Genomic DNA, 17673 nt, shown 5'->3' on the forward strand with positions numbered 1-17673 from the left:
GAAGCATGATCCAGAAACCCAAGGATGAGGACTTCCGCGAAAGTCGCGTCGTGACGACCGCGCGGACGACGAGCAAGATTGCGGTCGAGGGGTCGAAGGGCATCGGCGCTGGCGTGGGTCGACTCTATCTCTACTGGTTCGGGGGGATGATGCTGTTCGGCCTAGTCGTCAGCGCCATTCCATATATCGGCTTCTGGGGCTTCCTGGTTTTAGCCGGTGGCGGCATATTCTGGTGGAGGGATCATCGGAGGCAGGCTGCCGCGCGCATCGAGGCGCTTCGTCAGCAGCCACAGCGTTTCTTCGCTGCGGCCTCTGTCTCGAATCCAGCAGCGGCACCCCAGCCTCATGCCCCATCGCCTTTTGCCAGTGTCAGCGATGACGGGGGATTCGCTTTTCCCGCGCATGTGCGACGCGAAGCCAGAATCCTGTTCGATATCGGGCAAGTCACGCAACAGGCGGCGGTGTTGCTGGTTGCTGGCCTCTTCTTCCTGTTCGTGTTGGGTCGTGCGCTCGACAATGGCGGCACCATTTTGGGTATCGTGCTGGTCACGCTTTCGGTGCTGGTCGCCTCGCGCTTGCTCGGCGATCGCGCGGCGATCGAGTGGACGCCGCGCGAGGTGACGGTTCACCACCTGCTTTCGACGGGTAGGATGCAGTGGGCGGATGTGGACGACGTGACGGTCGAGAAAAGCTCGAAGCTCAATTTGAAGACGTACTTCCAGTCCGGTTCGAGCAAGAACATCGTGCTTCGCGCGCCGATCAACCGGCTCGGTGGCCCCACTGAAATGCGGGTGCCGATCCGTCTGCTGGGCATGGAAACAACCGAACTCGAACTACTGTTGGCCGACCTGTTCTGTTGGCGGGCGGCGGGCAACGCTCATCCGGCAGGCTACGCGCTGCCGTTCGACCGCCCCGAGTTGGTCAGCAGTCAGGAAATCGCTGCCGAGCCACTGGCCAGCGTTTCTCCTTCGGCCCATCCAAATGCCAGCTTCGATGCGGATGCGATCATCGAACGCCATCTCGCCGAACGTCGGCGTCTCTCGGCGGAAAATCGGCCTCCCATGCACCCCAATTACGACCTAGGTTCGTCTTCCGCCAGCGCTCAGATGTTCACTAGACGGACATTCGGGCGGAAAAAATTTAGATTCTGGCGCTAGTCTAGGTCTACGAAGTTCCTAATCCGTCGAGCGGTGCGGCCTTTATCGTTCCGTTTGGCCGATTCATCACCATCGGCGATTATTGGCGCCAATGGCGTTTCACTTTTAACTAAACAGATGGGTGGTTTTACGACAGTCTGTTTAGATGCGAAGTTTCTCGGAAGCAGCCGATACCTTGGCTTGTCTTTCCACCTGCGATCTTGATGTTAGTTCGCGAACGCGCCTGACGATATGCTGGTCAGCATTTTCCGGCGAGCCGGAGAGAAATGGCGGCTGCGGATCGTATTCAAGCATCAGCTGCACCAGCTTGGCATGCTCTTCGCCTCTTATCATCGCCATCAAAGTGAGCGCGAAATCGATGCCCGCCGTGACCCCTCCGCCGGTCACGAATTTTCCGTCGACAACTACTCTTTGCTCCATTGGGATGGCGCCGAAATCGGCCAACACAGGCCGGGACAACCAATGACTGGTCGCCTGCTTTCCGCGGAGAAGGCCCGCTGCGCCGAGCACAAGTGAGCCGGTGCACACGCTTGTTATCCAGTCAGCTCCTCCCGAGACTGCCTGAAGCCATGCCATCAATTCGTGATCGAGCATGGCGTCGTCCGCACCCGCTCCTCCTGGGACGCAAACTATATTCGGCTGCGGGCAGTCCTCAAAGGTGCAGGTCGGATTGATCGAAAACCCGCGTCTGTCATCACCGGCTTGAGAGATTTTGCCACGAGGTGCACGGTCGTGTTGCCCAGTCGCGATAGAACTTGCACCGGCCCTGTCAGGTCAAGTTGAGTTACGTTGGGAAAGAGAACGAAGGCAACGTCGAGAGCATCCATTAGCCAAGATTAAGGCTGAAAAAATGCGTCCGCAATTGGAAAACAGCGACGGTTCAGAGAATGACTGAAATCGGGTCGTTAGCGGAATGGCTGATTTCCCTAGTAAAGCTATCATTACCGGACCGACCGCTATCGACCCCGTTCCTGCCGTTTGTGATTGGAGACGGGTAAGGGCTCCGACTTCAATCGGAGTGTGTCGGTTCCATCCGTGCGGTGCGTGGAGGATAAACTAAGTGGGCCTCCATCAATTTGGTGGCTAGCCTAGAGGCGTCCCGCGCTGCGCGAGGGATCGGAGCGCGCTTCAATAGGTAGGCCAGGTGTCTATGCTGATCAGCACTGAAGCCGTGAGTAAGAATTTCGAAGTGATAGACCGTGAATTGCTGTTTCCGACCTGCAGCGTCGAACAGCCTGTGTAGCCAGTCCTGATCGTAGCTAGGAGCATCCGTGGCCATAATCACCTGATGACCGAGAAGGGCATTTAGCCAATCACAGACCTCGCCCGGATTATAACCGTGCTGATTTAAAGTTTGGAGCGACAATCCGTGGGCTGCCTCCGCAGATACCACTTCTTAGCCACGAGGCTGTCGGGCGGATGATCCTTGCCCCGGTTTCGATCAGCTTTGGCTCACCTTGGACCAGGGCCACACCGACTTCGATGGGATAGCTCCTAAAGCCCAAAGCGGAGGCTTCAATATCAAGGATCGCAACCCGCCGATCACTTCGGGTGAGTATATCTTTCATTCGTGCAGCATCCTTTCACCTCATCCACCTTCAGCCTACCAGCATGTGATGATTTTGAAACTATCGCAAAGGGTGCCGCCAAAGGCTGATCGCATCTCCCCTCGTCTCAGTCACATCAAGCACTGCTAAGCATGTAACTGTCGTATGCTATGGACGTGGGAGAAAATTTCCCATTGATTTGAGTGCTCTTTTTGTCATCTATGGGGCACCACCTTTAGCCACCGATCGGCACTGCCGTTTTGTGTTGCCACTTATCCATCAATTCGCTGGCACGCTCCCAACCTTATATTGTTGTCGCCTTTTGCGTGTGTGCAGACTCGATCGCATGGTGTTGGCGGCTGTGTCACGAGAGCGTCCCAAGGCCGCAACGTTGCCCCTAATATGCAACCAAACAGCACGCAAAGTGACACCTTCGGCTTCTAACGCGCAGCGAGCCTCGTTGGATATCCGAAGGAATACAGATGCCCTTGAAAGTACATCGCCTCGCTCTGCTGGCTTCAGTGGCTTTGCTGCCGGCGCCCCTACTGGCGCAGGAGGCAATTGCCGAAGACGCGGATGAGCCGGGTGACACCATCATCGTCACCGCACAGAAGGTCGAGCAACGCATAGAAGACGTGCCCATCACGATCAGCGCGTTGAGCGGGGAAGCGATCGCCGAACTCGGCGTGGCCGATCTGGACGAGCTGTCCAACTACGTGCCCGGCCTCAACATCCAGGAACAGAGCGCCAACAATCCCGGCATCGTCATCCGCGGGATCACGTCCGACAGCGGCTCGGCCCAGCAGGGCCCGCGCGTCACGCTCTATTACAACGGCGTCGACATCTCGCGCTCGCGCGGTTCCTATCAGGCCATCTACGACCTTGAGCGCGTGGAGGTCATCAAGGGCCCGCAGGCCACGCTGTTCGGCACCGCCTCTGCGGTGGGCGCGATCAGCCTCGTCTCGGCCAAGCCGAAGCCGGGCGCGTCCGCCGCGCTGACCGGCAATTACGGAAATTACGACGCGACGCTGCTTTCGGGCTTCGTCAATCTGGGCAACGACGTGATCGCAGGGCGCATCGCGGCCGAGTGGCGTACGCGCGACGGCTATGTCGAGAACCTCGCCGCGAGCCAGGAAGAAGAGCTCTACGCGAAGAACCAGTTCGGCGTGCGCGGTTCGCTGCGCTTCACGCCGAGCCCGTTCGTGACGGTCGATCTCGTCGGTACCTATGACCAGCAGCGCCATGGCGGCACGCCCTTCATTTCCGGCTTCTTCCCGGCCTATGCCGGAGCGCCCGGCGGCGCGGCCAACGCATTCGAAGATGCAAATCTGGGCGGTTCGCCCTTCTCGGCAGAGGCGCTGGGCGACGACCAGCTTGGCCTCAACCGCGAAGTCTACGACGTCAACCTGACGGCGCAGATCGAGCTGAACGACTCGCTGACCTTCACCACCGTCAACGGCTACCGAAAGTTCGACAGCGACGAGGTCTTCGATGCCGATGGCTCGGCTGCTCCGTTCCTCGAATTCGCCGAAATCGCCGGAGGCGACCAGTTCAGTCACGAAGGCCGGTTCAGCTATGCCGATTCCGGCTGGCGCGCGGCTTTCGGCTGGAACTTCTTCACCGAAAACGGGCGGCAAAACGTGCCCTTCTCGACCGAGGAAGGCACTTTCCTCCAGTGCCTGACCGGCCTGTTTGGCTCGCCGCTGATTCCGGGCATCCCCTGCGTTGCGCCCGATGGCAGCGTGCCTGCTGCCGGTGTGACCGAGATCGCCACGGGCGGCGCGGCTACGGCTGTCCCCTACACCTCGGTGTTCGAGAACCAGGGCGAGAACTCCAGCTATTCGCTTTTCGGTGATGTCACCTACATCGCAACGCCCAGCCTCGAACTGACCGCCGGCGCGCGTGTTCTGATCGAGAAACGTCAGTCGTCCTACTTCGCCGACGTGCCCGATTCGGTGCTGAGCGGGGCGCCGCTCGTCCCTGGCCAGGCCGATACGGGCGGGACGATAACTGCGGAAGACAGCTTCACCGCCGTCCTGCCTCGTTTCAACGTTCTCTATCGTGTCAGCCCCGATGTGAACATGTTCGCCACGGTATCGAAGGGCCGCCGTTCCCCGGTGGTGCCGGTGAGCGCGGCCGGTGTGCAGGACCTGATACCCGAAGAGACCGTCTGGAACTACGAGGGCGGGCTCAAGCTCAGCTCGGGCCCCGTGTCCGGCTCGCTCGGCGTCTATTATCAGGTGTATGACAACTTCCAGGTCTCGGTCGCGGAACTCGACGGCGACGGCAATCCCACCGGTTCTTTCGTCACTGAAAGCGCGGGCGCGGCATCGAACCTCGGTGTCGAGGCAGAGATCGCGCTTGAGGCGAATGACTGGCTGCGTGTGTTCGGCAATGTCGGCTACATCGCCGGCGGGATCGACGAGGATGGCGCGTTTTCGCCAGAATACTCGGGCGCGCGCTTCCGCCTCCAGCCCGAATGGCAGGCCGCAGGCGGCTTCACCATCGACTACCCGGTCGCCGAGGGTGTGCGCTTCTTCGCGACGCCCAGCGTGACCTATCGCAGCCGCATCTTCTTCGAAGTGCCCAATGCTCCTCTGATCTCGCAGGGGCCGGTCACGCTGGTCAACGCGCGTGCGGGTATCTCTTTCGCCGACGATCGCTTCGAACTGGCGGGCTTCATCCGCAACGCTTTCGACGAAGACTATCTGCTCGACGCGGGCAACACGGGCGGGGCTTTCGGGGTTCCGACCTTCATCCCCGCCGAGCCGCGTTTGTTCGGAATCGAACTGACAGCACGCATTGGCGATTGAGAGCCATTTTCTGGGAGGAGACCTGCCGGGCCTTGGTTCGGTGGGCCTCTTCCTTGCTGCTGCCGGGCCGGTCGTGCAGAGGCCGCAAGTATCTGTGATAACTATAATTGCCAATTCTCTCGGGTAATCCCGATCGCCTTCCTGGCCACTACGAAATTATCTCTATTCTCAAGTAGCAACGCCGAAATTGGCGCTCTCAATAAAGGGTGATTGACATTTCGGCATAACGAGCCTTATTCTTCCTTTAGCGCACAAAAGGTAGCGCTACCAATAATCAGCGAACCGGCTGATATGGTGGGAGGATGACATGATTGGCTTTTCAACGCGCTCACGTGCGGTTCGCACCGCTTCAGCGTTCGCTCTTGCGACTACATTTGTTAGCGCTAACACTGCTTTTGCGCAGGAAGCGGAGATAGTCGAGGACAATACTGAGCCGCAGGCAAACGATGATGTAATCGTCGTTACTGGTATTCGCGCATCTCTGGATCGATCCGTCGACCTGAAGCGCAACTCTTCGGGCGTGGTCGATGGGATTTCGGCAGAGGAGATCGGCAAATTCCCTGATACGAACCTCGCCGAGTCGCTCCAGCGCATCACGGGTGTTTCGATCGATCGCGTTAATGGCGAAGGTTCGCGGGTTACCGTTCGTGGCTTCGGCCCGGGTTTCAATCTCGTCACTCTCAACGGGCGGACGCTGCCTACGGCCAGCATTGCTTCAGTCGGTCAGGATCAGAACGGCGACTTCGTCTCCGGCACCACCCGTTCCTTCGATTTCGCCAACCTCGCATCCGAAGGTGTGGGCAGGTTGGAAGTTTACAAGACTTCGAGGGCGGCCATTCCGGGTGGCGGCATTGGCGCGGCGATCAATATCGTCACGCGCCGGCCGCTTGATGCACCCGAGGGGATTAGCGGGTCGATCGGTGCAAAGGCCGTATACGACGGCTCCGACACATTTGATCACGCCAGAGTTACGCCTGAAGTGTCCGGATTGGTAAACTGGACAAACAGGGATGCGACCTTCGGCGTCGGTCTGTTCGGCAGCTATCAGAAGCGCAACAACTCGGCCGTCTCTGAATCGGCAAACGACTGGAATATTCTGACCTACGAAGAGTTTGCGTCATCGACCACATTCCGGCGTGCTGACGGCTCCACGGTGATCACCAACGCACCTGAAGATCCGCAAACCTTGATCGGGATCCCCAATGATACGCGTTATCACTATTCGGAATTCCAGCGGGAGCGTCTCAATGGCCAGCTGACACTTCAGTTCGCTCCGACGGATCGCTTGTCGGTGACTGCCGATGCGACCTACTACCGCAACGAGGCTGAAGAGCAGCGCGTTGACCAGACGACGTGGTATAACCGTCCGTTCGACGCGATCGAATTCGACGGTAACGACGAGGTTGCTACGGCAATCTTCATCGACGATGTCATCACCGCCCCGAAGGACGGCGGCTTCGAGCAGCAATATCGCGCAACCAAGGACGAGCTCTATTCACTTGGCCTGAATGTCGCCTACGAGGCTACTGACAACCTGACGTTCATCCTCGACGGACACCATTCCAAGGCAGAGGCTCAGCCGAACAACCCGCTCGGTCACACCTCGACGCTCGTGGCGATTGCTCAAAAAGGTATCGTCGACCAGGGCGTTCGCATTGTCGACGGCTTTCCACAGCAATTCATAAGCTTCGACGACTCCGTCAACGGCAATGGCAACGGTATCCTCGACATTCCCGATCTCGGTTCCCAGGTCGCGAGAAGTCAGACGGCGTTCCAAGAGCAGACGGTCGATGAAATTCGGCTCGATGGTATTTGGGAAATGGGCGACGACGACCGTGTCCAGTTTGGCGCGAATTATCGCTCTGCCTCGATGTCCAGTCGGACAACCAGCACCAACGATACCTTAGGTGACTGGGGCGTTAGCGATATCGGCGATATCGCGGAAACTGCTCCTGGCGTGTTGGAACCCTTCTGTCTCGTGTGTCAGTGGCGCGATTTCGACACGGGAATTCCCGCAGGAAGCCCCTTGCGGACAGCTTTCCGCGGCGACGCAACAGCCCTGTTCAACGCATTCGGCGTTCCGGGAACGCTGGAGTCGCAAAGCGATAACAATGTCGATGAAGATATCTGGGCTGTCTACGGACAGGTGGAAATCAACACAGAGTTGATGAGCAGGCCCGTTAATATCGTGGCCGGAGTCCGCTACGAGCGTACGGATTCAGAATCGGTTACGCTCCAGGGCATCCCCCAGAATATCGTCTGGACTGCGGATAATGACTTCCGTGCGGAGCTCTCTGATGACGAGCAACCCGTTTCCGGCGACAACAGCTACGATCACATCCTGCCAGCCCTCGACTTCTCAATCGATCTCACCGATGATTTGAAGGGCCGCATTTCTTTCGGTCGATCGATTGCGCGCCCTGACTTCGGCTCGCTATTTGCTTCCACCAGCACGGGTAATCCGAACCGGCCTACTGCATTGGGCGGCGTCCCGGGGGGCAATGCAGGGAATCCGCAGCTGATCCCACTCATTTCGGATAACTTCGATGCGAGCCTCGAATGGTATTTCGCCCCGTCGAGCTACGCTTCGATCGGTTTCTTCGACAAGCGGGTCAAGAATTTCGTCGGTACGGGCCAGGTCACGCAGGATCTCTTCGGTCTGCGCGATCCAAGTTCCGGCGCGCCTGGCACGCGGTCGGGGCAGGCACTGACCTACCTTCAGGACAACGGTCTGGACCTTTCGGACGTCAACCTCTTCACTCTAACTGCGCTGATTGACCAGTTCGGCTTCGACGATGCCGTGACGCAATTCAACGCGAATTTGGGTGCTGGTGGTCTAGACCAGGGATTTGTCGATCAAGTTCTGGGTGATTACGACGTCGTCGCCAATGCCGACGATCCATTGTACCAGTTCCAGACCCAGCGGCCGGTCAACAGTGAAGAAGCCCACATCTACGGTATGGAAGTTGCTGGCCAATACTTCATCGGAGACACCGGTGTCGGGGTTGCCGCAGCATATACGTTGGTGCGCGGCGACGTAGGTTACGACATTACTGCACCGACCGATGCCGATCAGTTTGCTCTGCTTGGACTCTCGGATACGTTCAACGCCTCGCTGATCTACGAGAATTTCGGCCTCTCGGCTCGCCTGACCTACAACTGGCGTGATGCGTTTCTGTCGAACAACAGCCGTGGATCGTCGCGCAACCCAGTCTTCGTGGACTCCTACGACCAGCTCGACCTGAACGTCAGCTATGACATCACCGAGAATGTCTCAGTGTCATTCGAAGGTATCAATCTGACTGGATCCAATACGAAGACCTACGCTCGCACGGAGAACCAGCCCTGGTTCATCGTCGAGGGACGTCCTCGCTACTATCTTGGAGCTCGGTTCCGCTTCTAACTCCAGCACACGGAACCGCAAAGAGGGGCCGTTGCCGATCCCAACTGGCAGCGGCCCTTTTCTTCCGCACACAAGCTTGTAGTCTTTCCGCTATGCAGACCGCCTTACTCGACAATGTAGTCCATGCGGATCTGAGGCTGCGTCGCGCCTCTGGGGCGATCCATGGCGATCCATGCGGACAAGTCGAAATTTTATTGCCGGAGATTCCCCAAATACAGAGGGAGTTTCCGATCCTGTTCAGCAAGAACAGCGAGGGAGCCTTCAGGCCGCTTGCGATACTCGGCCTTGAGCCGCAAGAATTGCTGTTCGAACGGGACAGCCAGTGGGATGCGAGATATGTGCCCGCACTAATCCGGAAGGGACCGTTTCTCCTCGGCACGTCCGGTAGTGACGATCCGGTCGTGCACGTCATTCTCGACCATCCGAAGATCACCGACGATGAGCGGAGTTCGGATCCTCTGTTCCTGCCCCACGGCGGCCACGCTCCGGCGCTGGAAAACGCGCTCGACGCCTTACGTTTGGTGCACACCGGCCTTGAGAGCACTAGCCAAATGAGCAAGGTGCTGGATGAGGCCGGGCTGATCCGTCCTTTGCCTCTCAACGTGCAGGTGTCCGAGACAAAAACCGTTAAGTTCGGCAATTTCCATGCGATCCTGCCCGAGACATTGCGGAATTTGGCAGAGGAGAAAGTGCTCGAACTCAACCGATCAGGCTTTCTTCAGTCAGCAATTTTGATTGCTCACTCCCTCGGCAATATGAACGATCTCGTGCGCCGGAAGAGGATGCGTGAAAGCTGATCATGGGCGATCACTCAGGCCATTCGGTGGAGAGCGCCAATCCCGTCGAGGATTATGACACTCCCATGCCGCGCGGGGCCGAGCTCGACCGCTTTCTTACCTCCGTCGGTGGTCCGGCGGTTTTCAGAAGGGCAGGCTATGAACTGCCGATCGTCCGGGAGGCGCGGAATTCCAGCGCATCCGTGGCGAGTTATCTTCTGGACAAATCCGCAGAAAGACCTTTGACCGTTTACAGGGCGGGCGACGAAACCGGCGGGCGTTTTCACTACAATGATGCTGTCGATGGCTTCAACTTTTCAGCCTCGAAAAACGATCTCGCGCCATTGCTAGAGGAAATGCTCTCCGACCCATCCGAGCCCATTTATGTCGGCTCGACCGACCTCAGGCTGTTCTTCCCTGGGTTGTGGGAAGAAAACGATCCGGGCCTGGACGGCCTGGTGGATGAAAGCAGCGCACCCATTGTGGGAAGCCTATGGATGGGCAACCGGACCGTCACGCCCGCGCATTATGATTTGTCCAACAATTGCGCGCTTTGCGCCGCAGGTCGCCGCCGCTTCACACTGTTCCCGCCGGATCAGGTAAGTAATCTCTATCCTGGGCCGTTGGAGCCCACGCCGGGGGGGCAGGTCGTCAGTATGGTCGATTTCGCTGCCCCGGATCTGGATCGGTTTCCGCGATTTGCCGATGCGGTTGAGACGGCTCAGTCGGTAATCCTCGAAGCTGGCGATATACTCGTTTATCCGGCCATGTGGTGGCATCAGGTCGAAGGGCTCGACGCCTTCAACATTTTACTGAATTGGTGGTGGAACCCTGTTCCCGATTTCGTCGATACGCCTCAGTTAACGCTGTTGCATGCTTTGCTATCGATAAGACAGCGACCCACCCATGAAAGGGAAGCGTGGAGAGCGATCTTCAATCACTATGTGTTCGGTGATCGTGCGACCGCCAATGCCCATTTGCCGGCGCATATCCAGGGGCCGCTTGGCGAAATGGACGCATTATCTGCGCGGCGGCTACGCGCTGTGCTCACGCGAAAGATACAGCGATGACTGGGGGCCAGCCGGTTAGAGTGGTCATTGCGGGTGGCGGCACCGCCGGGTGGATATCAGCTTGCGCGCTTTCGCGGCAGCTCGGGCGTCTCGTCGAAGTTACATTGGTGGAAAGCGACGCCATTCCAACTATTGGCGTCGGGGAAGCAACGATTCCGACAGCGCGCAGCTTTCACGAATACTTGCGCATCGACGAGCGCCTTTTCATGTCGGCGACCGGCGCGACGTTCAAACTCGGAATCCGCTTCGATGACTGGGGTGCGCTCGGCGAAAGCTACATGCATAGCTTCGGCACCTTCGAGATGCGTAACTGGGTGGCGGAATTCCAGCATTTCTGGCTCGAAGGCCGTGATCGCGGCGCGGTTCACCCGATCGGTGCCTACTGCCTCGAACACGAAGCTGCGCTCGCAGGGAAATTCACCACCGCGGGTAAGCCTAATCTCAATTATGCTTATCATCTGGACGCGGGCCGTTACGCGGCTTTTCTGCGTGCCATCGCCGAAAGGGATGGCGCGCGCCGGGTCGAGGGTCGTATTGCGACTGTGGAGCAGCATACCGAGACCGGCGACATCGCTGCCCTCCTGCTTGAGAGTGGCGAGCGTATCGAAGGCGATCTCTTCATCGATTGTACCGGATTCAGAGCCTTGCTGATCGGCAAGACCCTGGGCGTCGGATATCAAGACTGGAGCCACTGGTTGCCCACTGACGGGGCTTGGGCGGTCCAGACAGAAGCGACGGAGCAGCCGCTGCCCTATACTCTTGCTGCGGCTCATGAAGCAGGCTGGCAGTGGCGCATCCCACTTCAACACCGGACGGGAAACGGGTTGGTCTTTGCAAGCGACTATCTCGAGGTAGAAGAGGCGCGGGAGAAGCTTCTCACTAACATTGCCGGTGAAGCAGTCAGCGATCCGAGGCTCATCCGGTTCGAAACTGGCAGACGGGCGACCATGTGGTCGAAGAATTGCATCGCTCTCGGCCTGTCTTCAGGTTTTATCGAGCCGCTGGAATCCACCAGTATCCATCTGATCATGAGCGGAGTTACCCGGCTCATCCAATTGTTTCCGTTCGGCGGTGAAATGCAATCCCTGCGCCGACGGTGGAATGCCCTCGCTGATTATGAACTCGAGCATGTCCGTGATTTCGTCATCCTTCACTATCATCTGACCAAGCGCGCCGACTCGGAATTCTGGCGGAGCAGAGCGGCGATGGACATACCGGCTACTTTGAAAGCCCGGCTCGAAAATTTCACTGAACACGCGCAGGCGTGGCAGGATGCCCACGAGCTTTTTCGGACCGAAAGCTGGCTCTACGTCATGCTTGGACAAGGACTTATGCCGCGCCACTGGCACCGCTTGGCCGGCCTGATGGACGATAAAAGGCTGATAGGGATACTGGCTCAGCAAAGAGATGCAATTTCATCTCGGGTCGCTGAAATGCCCGCGCACGGTCAGTTCATCGCCTCATACGCTGCCGCGCGCTGAGCGCTCTTTGGCCTGATCCTTTGTTCAACCGCCGATGGAGGCAAGATGCGGCGTTGCACCGCTATCGCCCTCATTGAGGCGGTGACCGCGACTTTTGCCCGGCATGGCCGCCACGATGCGGGAGACAAGCTCTTCCTGCTGGTCATCCCGCTGCAGGAGTTCACGCAGATCCAATCCCTCGGTGCCGAAAAGGCAGAGGTGGAGACGGCCGCGGCTGGATAGCCTGAGGCGATTGCAACTTTCGCAAAAGCCCGGAGAATAGGGGGCAATCAGGCCAATCCTGCCGCGATAGGCCGGATGCGCATAATCGACTGCGGGCCCAGCGCCGATCTCGCGCGATTGAGGTTCCCACCCTGCCGCCAGGAGTCTGTCGCGGACGATTTCTCCTGGCGTCGCCTGCTGTTCATGAAAAGCGGTATTGTCGTTAGTGCGCATGAATTCGATGAAGCGCCACGATAAGTCTCGCGTTTCGACGAAGCGCAGGATGTCATCCCAGCCGCTGCGTTCGAGATCGCGAAGCAGGACGGAATTTACTTTTACGGTGTCGAACCCCGCTTCGAGCGCTGCGTCCACGCCAGCCACGACATCGGCTAGGCGATCGTGTCCAGTCAGGCTGGCAAAGGCTTTCGGGTCAAGTGTGTCGATACTGACGTTGACGGCATCGACACCCGCCTCCCGCCATTCGCTGGCCCGTTGTGCCAGGCGATAGCCATTGGTTGTCATCGCGATCCGGCGAATGCCTTCGATCTCGCGCAATTTACGTGTGATTTCGGTGAAATCATGGCGCACCGTGGGTTCGCCACCCGTGAGTCTCAGCTTCCACAAACCGAGGCCGGCGAACGCAGCAACGGCCCGGTAGATTTCTTCGCTGGAAAGCTCTGAAGGCAAGCCTTGTTGCTTTACGAAGCCGTTGGGCAAGCAATAGGTGCATCGGAAATTGCACCGATCGGTGAGAGATAAGCGCAGGTAAGAAAAACGCCTTCCAAACCCATCCTCGAGGCGCTCGCCTTCTAAGCTTCCAGGTGGATCGAACAGTGCCATTGCCGCATAAGTACCCGCTCAACCTCACCTTGGCCAGCGTCTGCTAGGATCTAGAAGTCGGACAAATGATATGCTGGATTACGCCCAAGAGGCTGGGCGGGGGCTCGGCATTAAGGTGCACCCAGTGGCGCGCCCTACCAATTGGTGAAGAACGCGCCCGTATTTATTGCGCTGGCAATTTAACAGTAGGCTGGCGTGTCAGGCGGGTACACAGAAACGATCGTAAAGAGTGCGAATGACTGCTTTGACATCCTCACTCGCGAGGGAATAGTAAATGAACTGTGAACTCCGCCGCGTAGTGACGAGACCTTCACGGCGCAAAACCGAAAGATGCTGCGACAAAGCGGATTGTGAAAGATCGACCAGGTTGACCAATTCTCCCACCGTTATCTCTCCTTTTGCCAAGTGACAAAGGATGAGTAAGCGCGACACATTCGCCATAGATTTGAGCAAGGTCACCGCGTTTCCCGCGTTTTCCTCCATCTCAGCTATCGGAATGTTCAGGGGCACAGTGAATTCTCCACGGGGACTTACGGATAGGGGGTAATACTTGTTCTTTGAACCGAGAGTGGGGTCATATGCAAGTCTTTGCATGAACTTTTTCGACGAACGCTTTTTTCCGCCGGTCTAAAGTTATCAGAAAATTTAATGAAATGGGAGATGAAGAGTGAATAATGGTCCGTTAACCGGCTTGAGAGTGGTCGAATTTCAGGGAATCGGCCCCGCGCCGCATGTGGCAATGATGCTGGCCGATCTCGGTGCCGACGTCGTGCGGATCGAACGGCCAGGTAACCGGCCGATGAATCCCGTCGTGGAGCGGGGGCGTCACCGAGCCGAGGTGGATCTCAAGAGCGATGCGGGTAAGGCATTCGTTGGAAAAGCTCTCGCTCACGCCGATGTGCTTCTTGAAGGCTACCGGCCCGGGGTGATGGAGCGTCTGGGGCTTGGGCCTGACGAGATGCTGTCTGCCAATCCGCGCCTCATATATGCCCGCATGACCGGCTGGGGACAGGAAGGCCCATTGGCGCAGGCGGCAGGGCATGATCTCAATTACATCGCGATTACCGGCGCGCTCGACAGCATCGGCGTTAAGGGAGATCTGCCGATCCCGCCGCAAAATCTCGTGGGCGATTTCGGTGGAGGATCTATGTATTGCGCGTTCGGAATCATGGCCGCGCTGTATGAACGCGAACGAAGCGGCCGAGGCCAGGTGGTCGACGCGGCCATTGTCGATGGCGTGACCAACCTCATGACCTTTTTTCATGGCCAACCGCACAGCGCGCTTCGCACCACCGAGCGCGGCGCCGGCCTGCTGGGAGGGGCGGCACATTTTTATCGCTGCTATGCTTGCCTCGATGGAAAAGAAATCACTGTCGGCGCCATTGAGCCGCAGTTCTACGCAGAATTGCTTGCGCGGTCCGATGCACCAAAGGAATTGGCCGACGGGCAACTCGATCCCGCGAACTGGGAGCCCTACACCGAAAAGCTTGCGGCGCTGTTCAAGACCAAGACGCAGGCGCAGTGGATCGCTCTGCTCGAAGGAACCGACGCCTGTTTTGCCCCGGTCGTTCCGCTGGACGAGGCGAAGGATCACCCCCACATGAAAGCGCGGGCATCCTATTTGGAACACGGAGGTCGTCCTCAAGCGGCGCCTGCCCCGCGGTTCGGGCGCACACCCGGCGCAATCCGCGACAGTGCGCAAGATGGCGAGGAGGTGGTGGCGCGCTGGGCGTCAAATGGCTAATGACGCGGTCCAAAGGAGAGACGTTCCATGCGCGAATGCACCAAATTCTACATCGATGGCCAATGGGTCGATCCGGTCACCGAAAACACGCAGCCGGTAGAAAATCCTGCAACTGAAGAGACAATCGGCCACATCAGTTTCGGGACCAAGGCGGATGTCGACAAGGCTGTCGCCGCGGCACGCAGGGCCTTCGAAAGCTCCAGCCAGACGACGCGAGAAGAACGTCTGACCCTGCTGCGCGCAATTCAGGCCGAGATCGAGAATCGCAAGGAAGAACTCGCTCTCGCGGTCAGTGATGAGATGGGCGCCCCGATGAGCCTCGCCAGCGGCCCCCACGTCGGCATGCTGGCAGGACATTGCCAGAAGACGATCGAGGTGCTCGAGGATTTCGCCTTCGAACGAAAGGATGGGCAAACGCTGCACGTGTGGGAGCCGATCGGTGTGGTCGGAATGATCACCCCATGGAACTGGCCGCTCAACCAGATCGCCTGCAAGGTGTTCCCGGCGCTGGCGACAGGCAACACCATGGTGCTCAAGCCGACCGAGATCGCACCGTTCAACGGCTATATCTTCGCTGAGATCATGCATGCGGCTGGCGTGCCAGCGGGTGTGTTCAACCTTGTGAATGGCGACGGGCCGGGCGTGGGCGAAGCCATCAGCGGGCATCCGGATATCGACATGGTCAGCTTTACCGGTTCGACCCGCGCAGGCGTTCTCATTGCTAAGAATGCGGCAGATACGGTCAAGCGCGTGGCGCAGGAACTGGGTGGCAAGAGCCCCAATATCGTGCTCGACGACGGCGCCTTTGCGAAATCGGTGGCGAGGGGCACGGTCTCCATGATGGGCAATTCTGGTCAGACCTGCACTGCGCCCAGCCGCATGCTCGTCCCGCACGCACGCATGGAGGAAGCCAAGACCGTGGCCAAGGAAGCGGCGGAAGGCGTCATGCCCGGTGATCCCAAGGGTAATGCGGCCATCGGCCCGGTTGTCTCGAAGGCGCAATGGGACAAGATCCAGGGCCTGATCAATAAGGGCATTGAGGAAGGCGCCACGCTCGTTGCCGGTGGCCCCGGCAAGCCTGAGGGCCTCGAAACGGGTCACTACGTCAAGCCGACCGTCTTCGCCGACGTCCAGAATGATATGACCATCGCGCGCGAGGAAATTTTCGGCCCGGTGCTCTGCATTCTCGGCTACGACGATTATGCCGATGCCGTGCGCATCGCAAACGACACCGAATATGGCCTCGCCAGCACGATCATGGGCGAGGATATCGACACCGCCCGCAGCCTCGCCAAGCGTATTCGCGCCGGCCGGGTGACGATCAACGGCGCCCACGACATGAACGCCGCCTTCGGTGGTTACAAGAAGTCGGGCAATGGCCGCGAATGGGGCGAGTGGGGCTTCCACGACTTCCTCGAGGTCAAGGCCGTGATGGGCCACGGCTGATGGCGGGCAAATTCTTCGACGGGTGGCAGGTCGGCGACAAGCTGACCCACGAAATCCGGCGCACGGTGACCGAGGCGGACAACCTCTTCTTCACCGTGATGACCCACAATCCGCAGCCGCTCCACCTCGATGCGGAAGCGGCAAAGGAAAGCGAGTTCGGTCAGATCCTCGTCAACGGGACTTTCACCTTCTCGCTGATGGTCGGACTGAGCGTGGGTGACACCACGCTCGGCACGCTGGTGGCCAATCTCGGTTATGACAAGCTGGTCATGCCCAAGCCCGTCTTCATCGGCGATACGCTGCATGCGACGAGCGAGGTCATCGGCCTGCGCGAAAGCAAGTCGCGCCCCGAAACCGGTATCGTCACGTTCCTGCACGAGGCGGTGAACCAGCGCGGAGAAGTCGTATGCCGCTGCGAACGCTCGGCTTTGCTGAAGAAAAGCGCGGCCTGATCCTGCACCCCTTCGCCCTGCTCATGCGTTGCGGGGCGAAGGGGAGAGTGCATGAGCCACGATAGATCGGGCAAGGAGCCCGAAAGCGTCGAGGATGTGATCGGCGAACTCGACGATCTGGCGGCCAAGGGCGACAGCGTCCGCGTGGCCGATGTCCTCGATGATTTCGGCAAGCGTAGCTTCGGCCCGTTCATCATGCTTCCGGCATTGCTCGAACTCACGCCCGTTGGGGCGATCCCCGGCGTTCCCACTTTTCTCGCCAGCGTCATTGCGCTTGTTGCGGTGCAGTTGTTGCTGGGGAAGGACCATGTCTGGATGCCGCGCTTTGTCCAGAACCGGGCCGTGGAATCGAAGAAGCTTCACAAGGCGATCACGAAGCTGCGTGGGACCGCACGCTGGCTGGACGATCATAGCCGCGACCGGCTCGAACCGCTCACCAAAGGTATCTGGATCAGGCTGGCCGCACTCGCCGTCATTATCCTGTGCATCACCGTTCCGCCGCTTGAAGTCCTGCCCTTTGCCAGTTCGGCGCCCATGCTTGCCATCGCCACGATCGGGCTTGCACTGATCGTGCGCGACGGGCTGGTCATGCTGGCTGCGCTGCTGCTGGCTGTGGCCGCGGTGGGCGGCGGCACCTACTATTATTATAGGTCGGATGACGATGGCGAGAGTGGCGGCGGTATGGCGTTGGAAGAGCCATACCATTACTCCCCGCTTGCCAGGCGATCAGCGTAATCGGAAAT

General features: G+C 58.8%; 14 protein-coding genes. 10 read left to right on the top strand and 4 right to left on the bottom strand.

All coding sequences use genetic code 11. The annotated features are described in order from the left end of the window. Nucleotides 1–5 precede the first annotated feature (5 nt). On the top strand, nt 6–1157 hold the full coding sequence (locus ACI2I1_RS14525) for a hypothetical protein (protein WP_404679701.1): 1152 nt from the start codon (nt 6–8) through the stop codon (nt 1155–1157). Nucleotides 1158–1298: 141 nt separating this feature from the next. Here ACI2I1_RS14525 and ACI2I1_RS14530 read toward each other — a convergent pair whose 3' ends face one another. Both ACI2I1_RS14530 and ACI2I1_RS14535 read right to left on the bottom strand, forming a co-directional pair. Then, entirely contained in the window at nt 1299–1907 is a 609-nt protein-coding gene (locus ACI2I1_RS14530) for a DJ-1/PfpI family protein (protein WP_404679849.1), read from the bottom strand. Nucleotides 1908–2488: 581 nt separating this feature from the next. Continuing rightward, a complete protein-coding gene (locus ACI2I1_RS14535; protein WP_404679702.1) occupies nt 2489–2725 on the bottom strand; it encodes a hypothetical protein in 237 nt (78 codons plus the stop codon). 461 nt (nt 2726–3186) lie between these two features. Here ACI2I1_RS14535 and ACI2I1_RS14540 point away from each other — a divergent pair, with 461 nt between their 5' ends. The 5 genes from ACI2I1_RS14540 (at nt 3187) to ACI2I1_RS14560 (ending at nt 12247) form a co-directional block, all read left to right on the top strand. Then, the gene (locus tag ACI2I1_RS14540) at nt 3187–5517 is read left to right on the top strand and encodes a TonB-dependent receptor (protein ID WP_404679703.1); all 2331 of its coding nucleotides are present in this window, start codon (nt 3187–3189) and stop codon (nt 5515–5517) included. Between the two features lie 307 nt (nt 5518–5824). Continuing rightward, nucleotides 5825–8920: a TonB-dependent receptor gene (locus ACI2I1_RS14545; RefSeq protein WP_404679704.1), complete on the top strand. Its 3096-nt coding sequence runs from the start codon at nt 5825–5827 to the stop codon at nt 8918–8920. Nucleotides 8921–9012: 92 nt separating this feature from the next. After that, a complete protein-coding gene (locus ACI2I1_RS14550) occupies nt 9013–9717 on the top strand; it encodes a SapC family protein (protein WP_404679705.1) in 705 nt (234 codons plus the stop codon). Nucleotides 9718–9719: 2 nt separating this feature from the next. Then, complete coding sequence (locus ACI2I1_RS14555) at nt 9720–10766, top strand: cupin-like domain-containing protein (protein WP_404679706.1); 1047 nt, start codon at nt 9720–9722, stop codon at nt 10764–10766. Then, nucleotides 10763–12247 (top strand): tryptophan halogenase family protein, encoded by a 1485-nt coding sequence (locus ACI2I1_RS14560; RefSeq protein ID WP_404679707.1) that lies wholly within the window; start codon nt 10763–10765, stop codon nt 12245–12247. The genes ACI2I1_RS14555 and ACI2I1_RS14560 overlap by 4 nt, the downstream gene beginning before the upstream one ends. A gap of 24 nt (nt 12248–12271) precedes the next feature. Here the strand turns inward: ACI2I1_RS14560 and moaA are convergent, their stop codons facing one another. Then, nucleotides 12272–13288: a GTP 3',8-cyclase MoaA gene (moaA, locus tag ACI2I1_RS14565; protein WP_404679708.1), complete on the bottom strand. Its 1017-nt coding sequence runs from the start codon at nt 13286–13288 to the stop codon at nt 12272–12274. Between the two features lie 198 nt (nt 13289–13486). Then, nucleotides 13487–13798, bottom strand: a complete 312-nt coding sequence (locus ACI2I1_RS14570; RefSeq protein WP_404679709.1) for an ArsR/SmtB family transcription factor — start codon at nt 13796–13798, stop codon at nt 13487–13489. A gap of 157 nt (nt 13799–13955) precedes the next feature. Here ACI2I1_RS14570 and ACI2I1_RS14575 point away from each other — a divergent pair, with 157 nt between their 5' ends. The 4 genes from ACI2I1_RS14575 to ACI2I1_RS14590 are packed head-to-tail and all read left to right on the top strand — an operon-like array spanning nt 13956 to nt 17665. Beyond that, nucleotides 13956–15032: a CaiB/BaiF CoA transferase family protein gene (locus tag ACI2I1_RS14575; RefSeq protein WP_404679710.1), complete on the top strand. Its 1077-nt coding sequence runs from the start codon at nt 13956–13958 to the stop codon at nt 15030–15032. Nucleotides 15033–15059: 27 nt separating this feature from the next. After that, entirely contained in the window at nt 15060–16478 is a 1419-nt protein-coding gene (locus ACI2I1_RS14580) for an aldehyde dehydrogenase family protein (RefSeq protein WP_404679711.1), read from the top strand. Continuing rightward, nucleotides 16478–16930 (top strand): MaoC family dehydratase, encoded by a 453-nt coding sequence (locus ACI2I1_RS14585; protein ID WP_404679712.1) that lies wholly within the window; start codon nt 16478–16480, stop codon nt 16928–16930. Before ACI2I1_RS14580 ends, ACI2I1_RS14585 begins: the two co-directional genes overlap by 1 nt. 51 nt (nt 16931–16981) lie before the next feature. After that, nucleotides 16982–17665 (top strand): exopolysaccharide biosynthesis protein, encoded by a 684-nt coding sequence (locus tag ACI2I1_RS14590; RefSeq protein WP_404679713.1) that lies wholly within the window; start codon nt 16982–16984, stop codon nt 17663–17665. Nucleotides 17666–17673 lie beyond the last annotated feature (8 nt).

Source organism: Qipengyuania sp. NPDC077563 (genome assembly GCF_044901345.1).
Taxonomy (GTDB): Bacteria; Pseudomonadota; Alphaproteobacteria; order Sphingomonadales; family Sphingomonadaceae; genus Qipengyuania; species Qipengyuania aestuarii.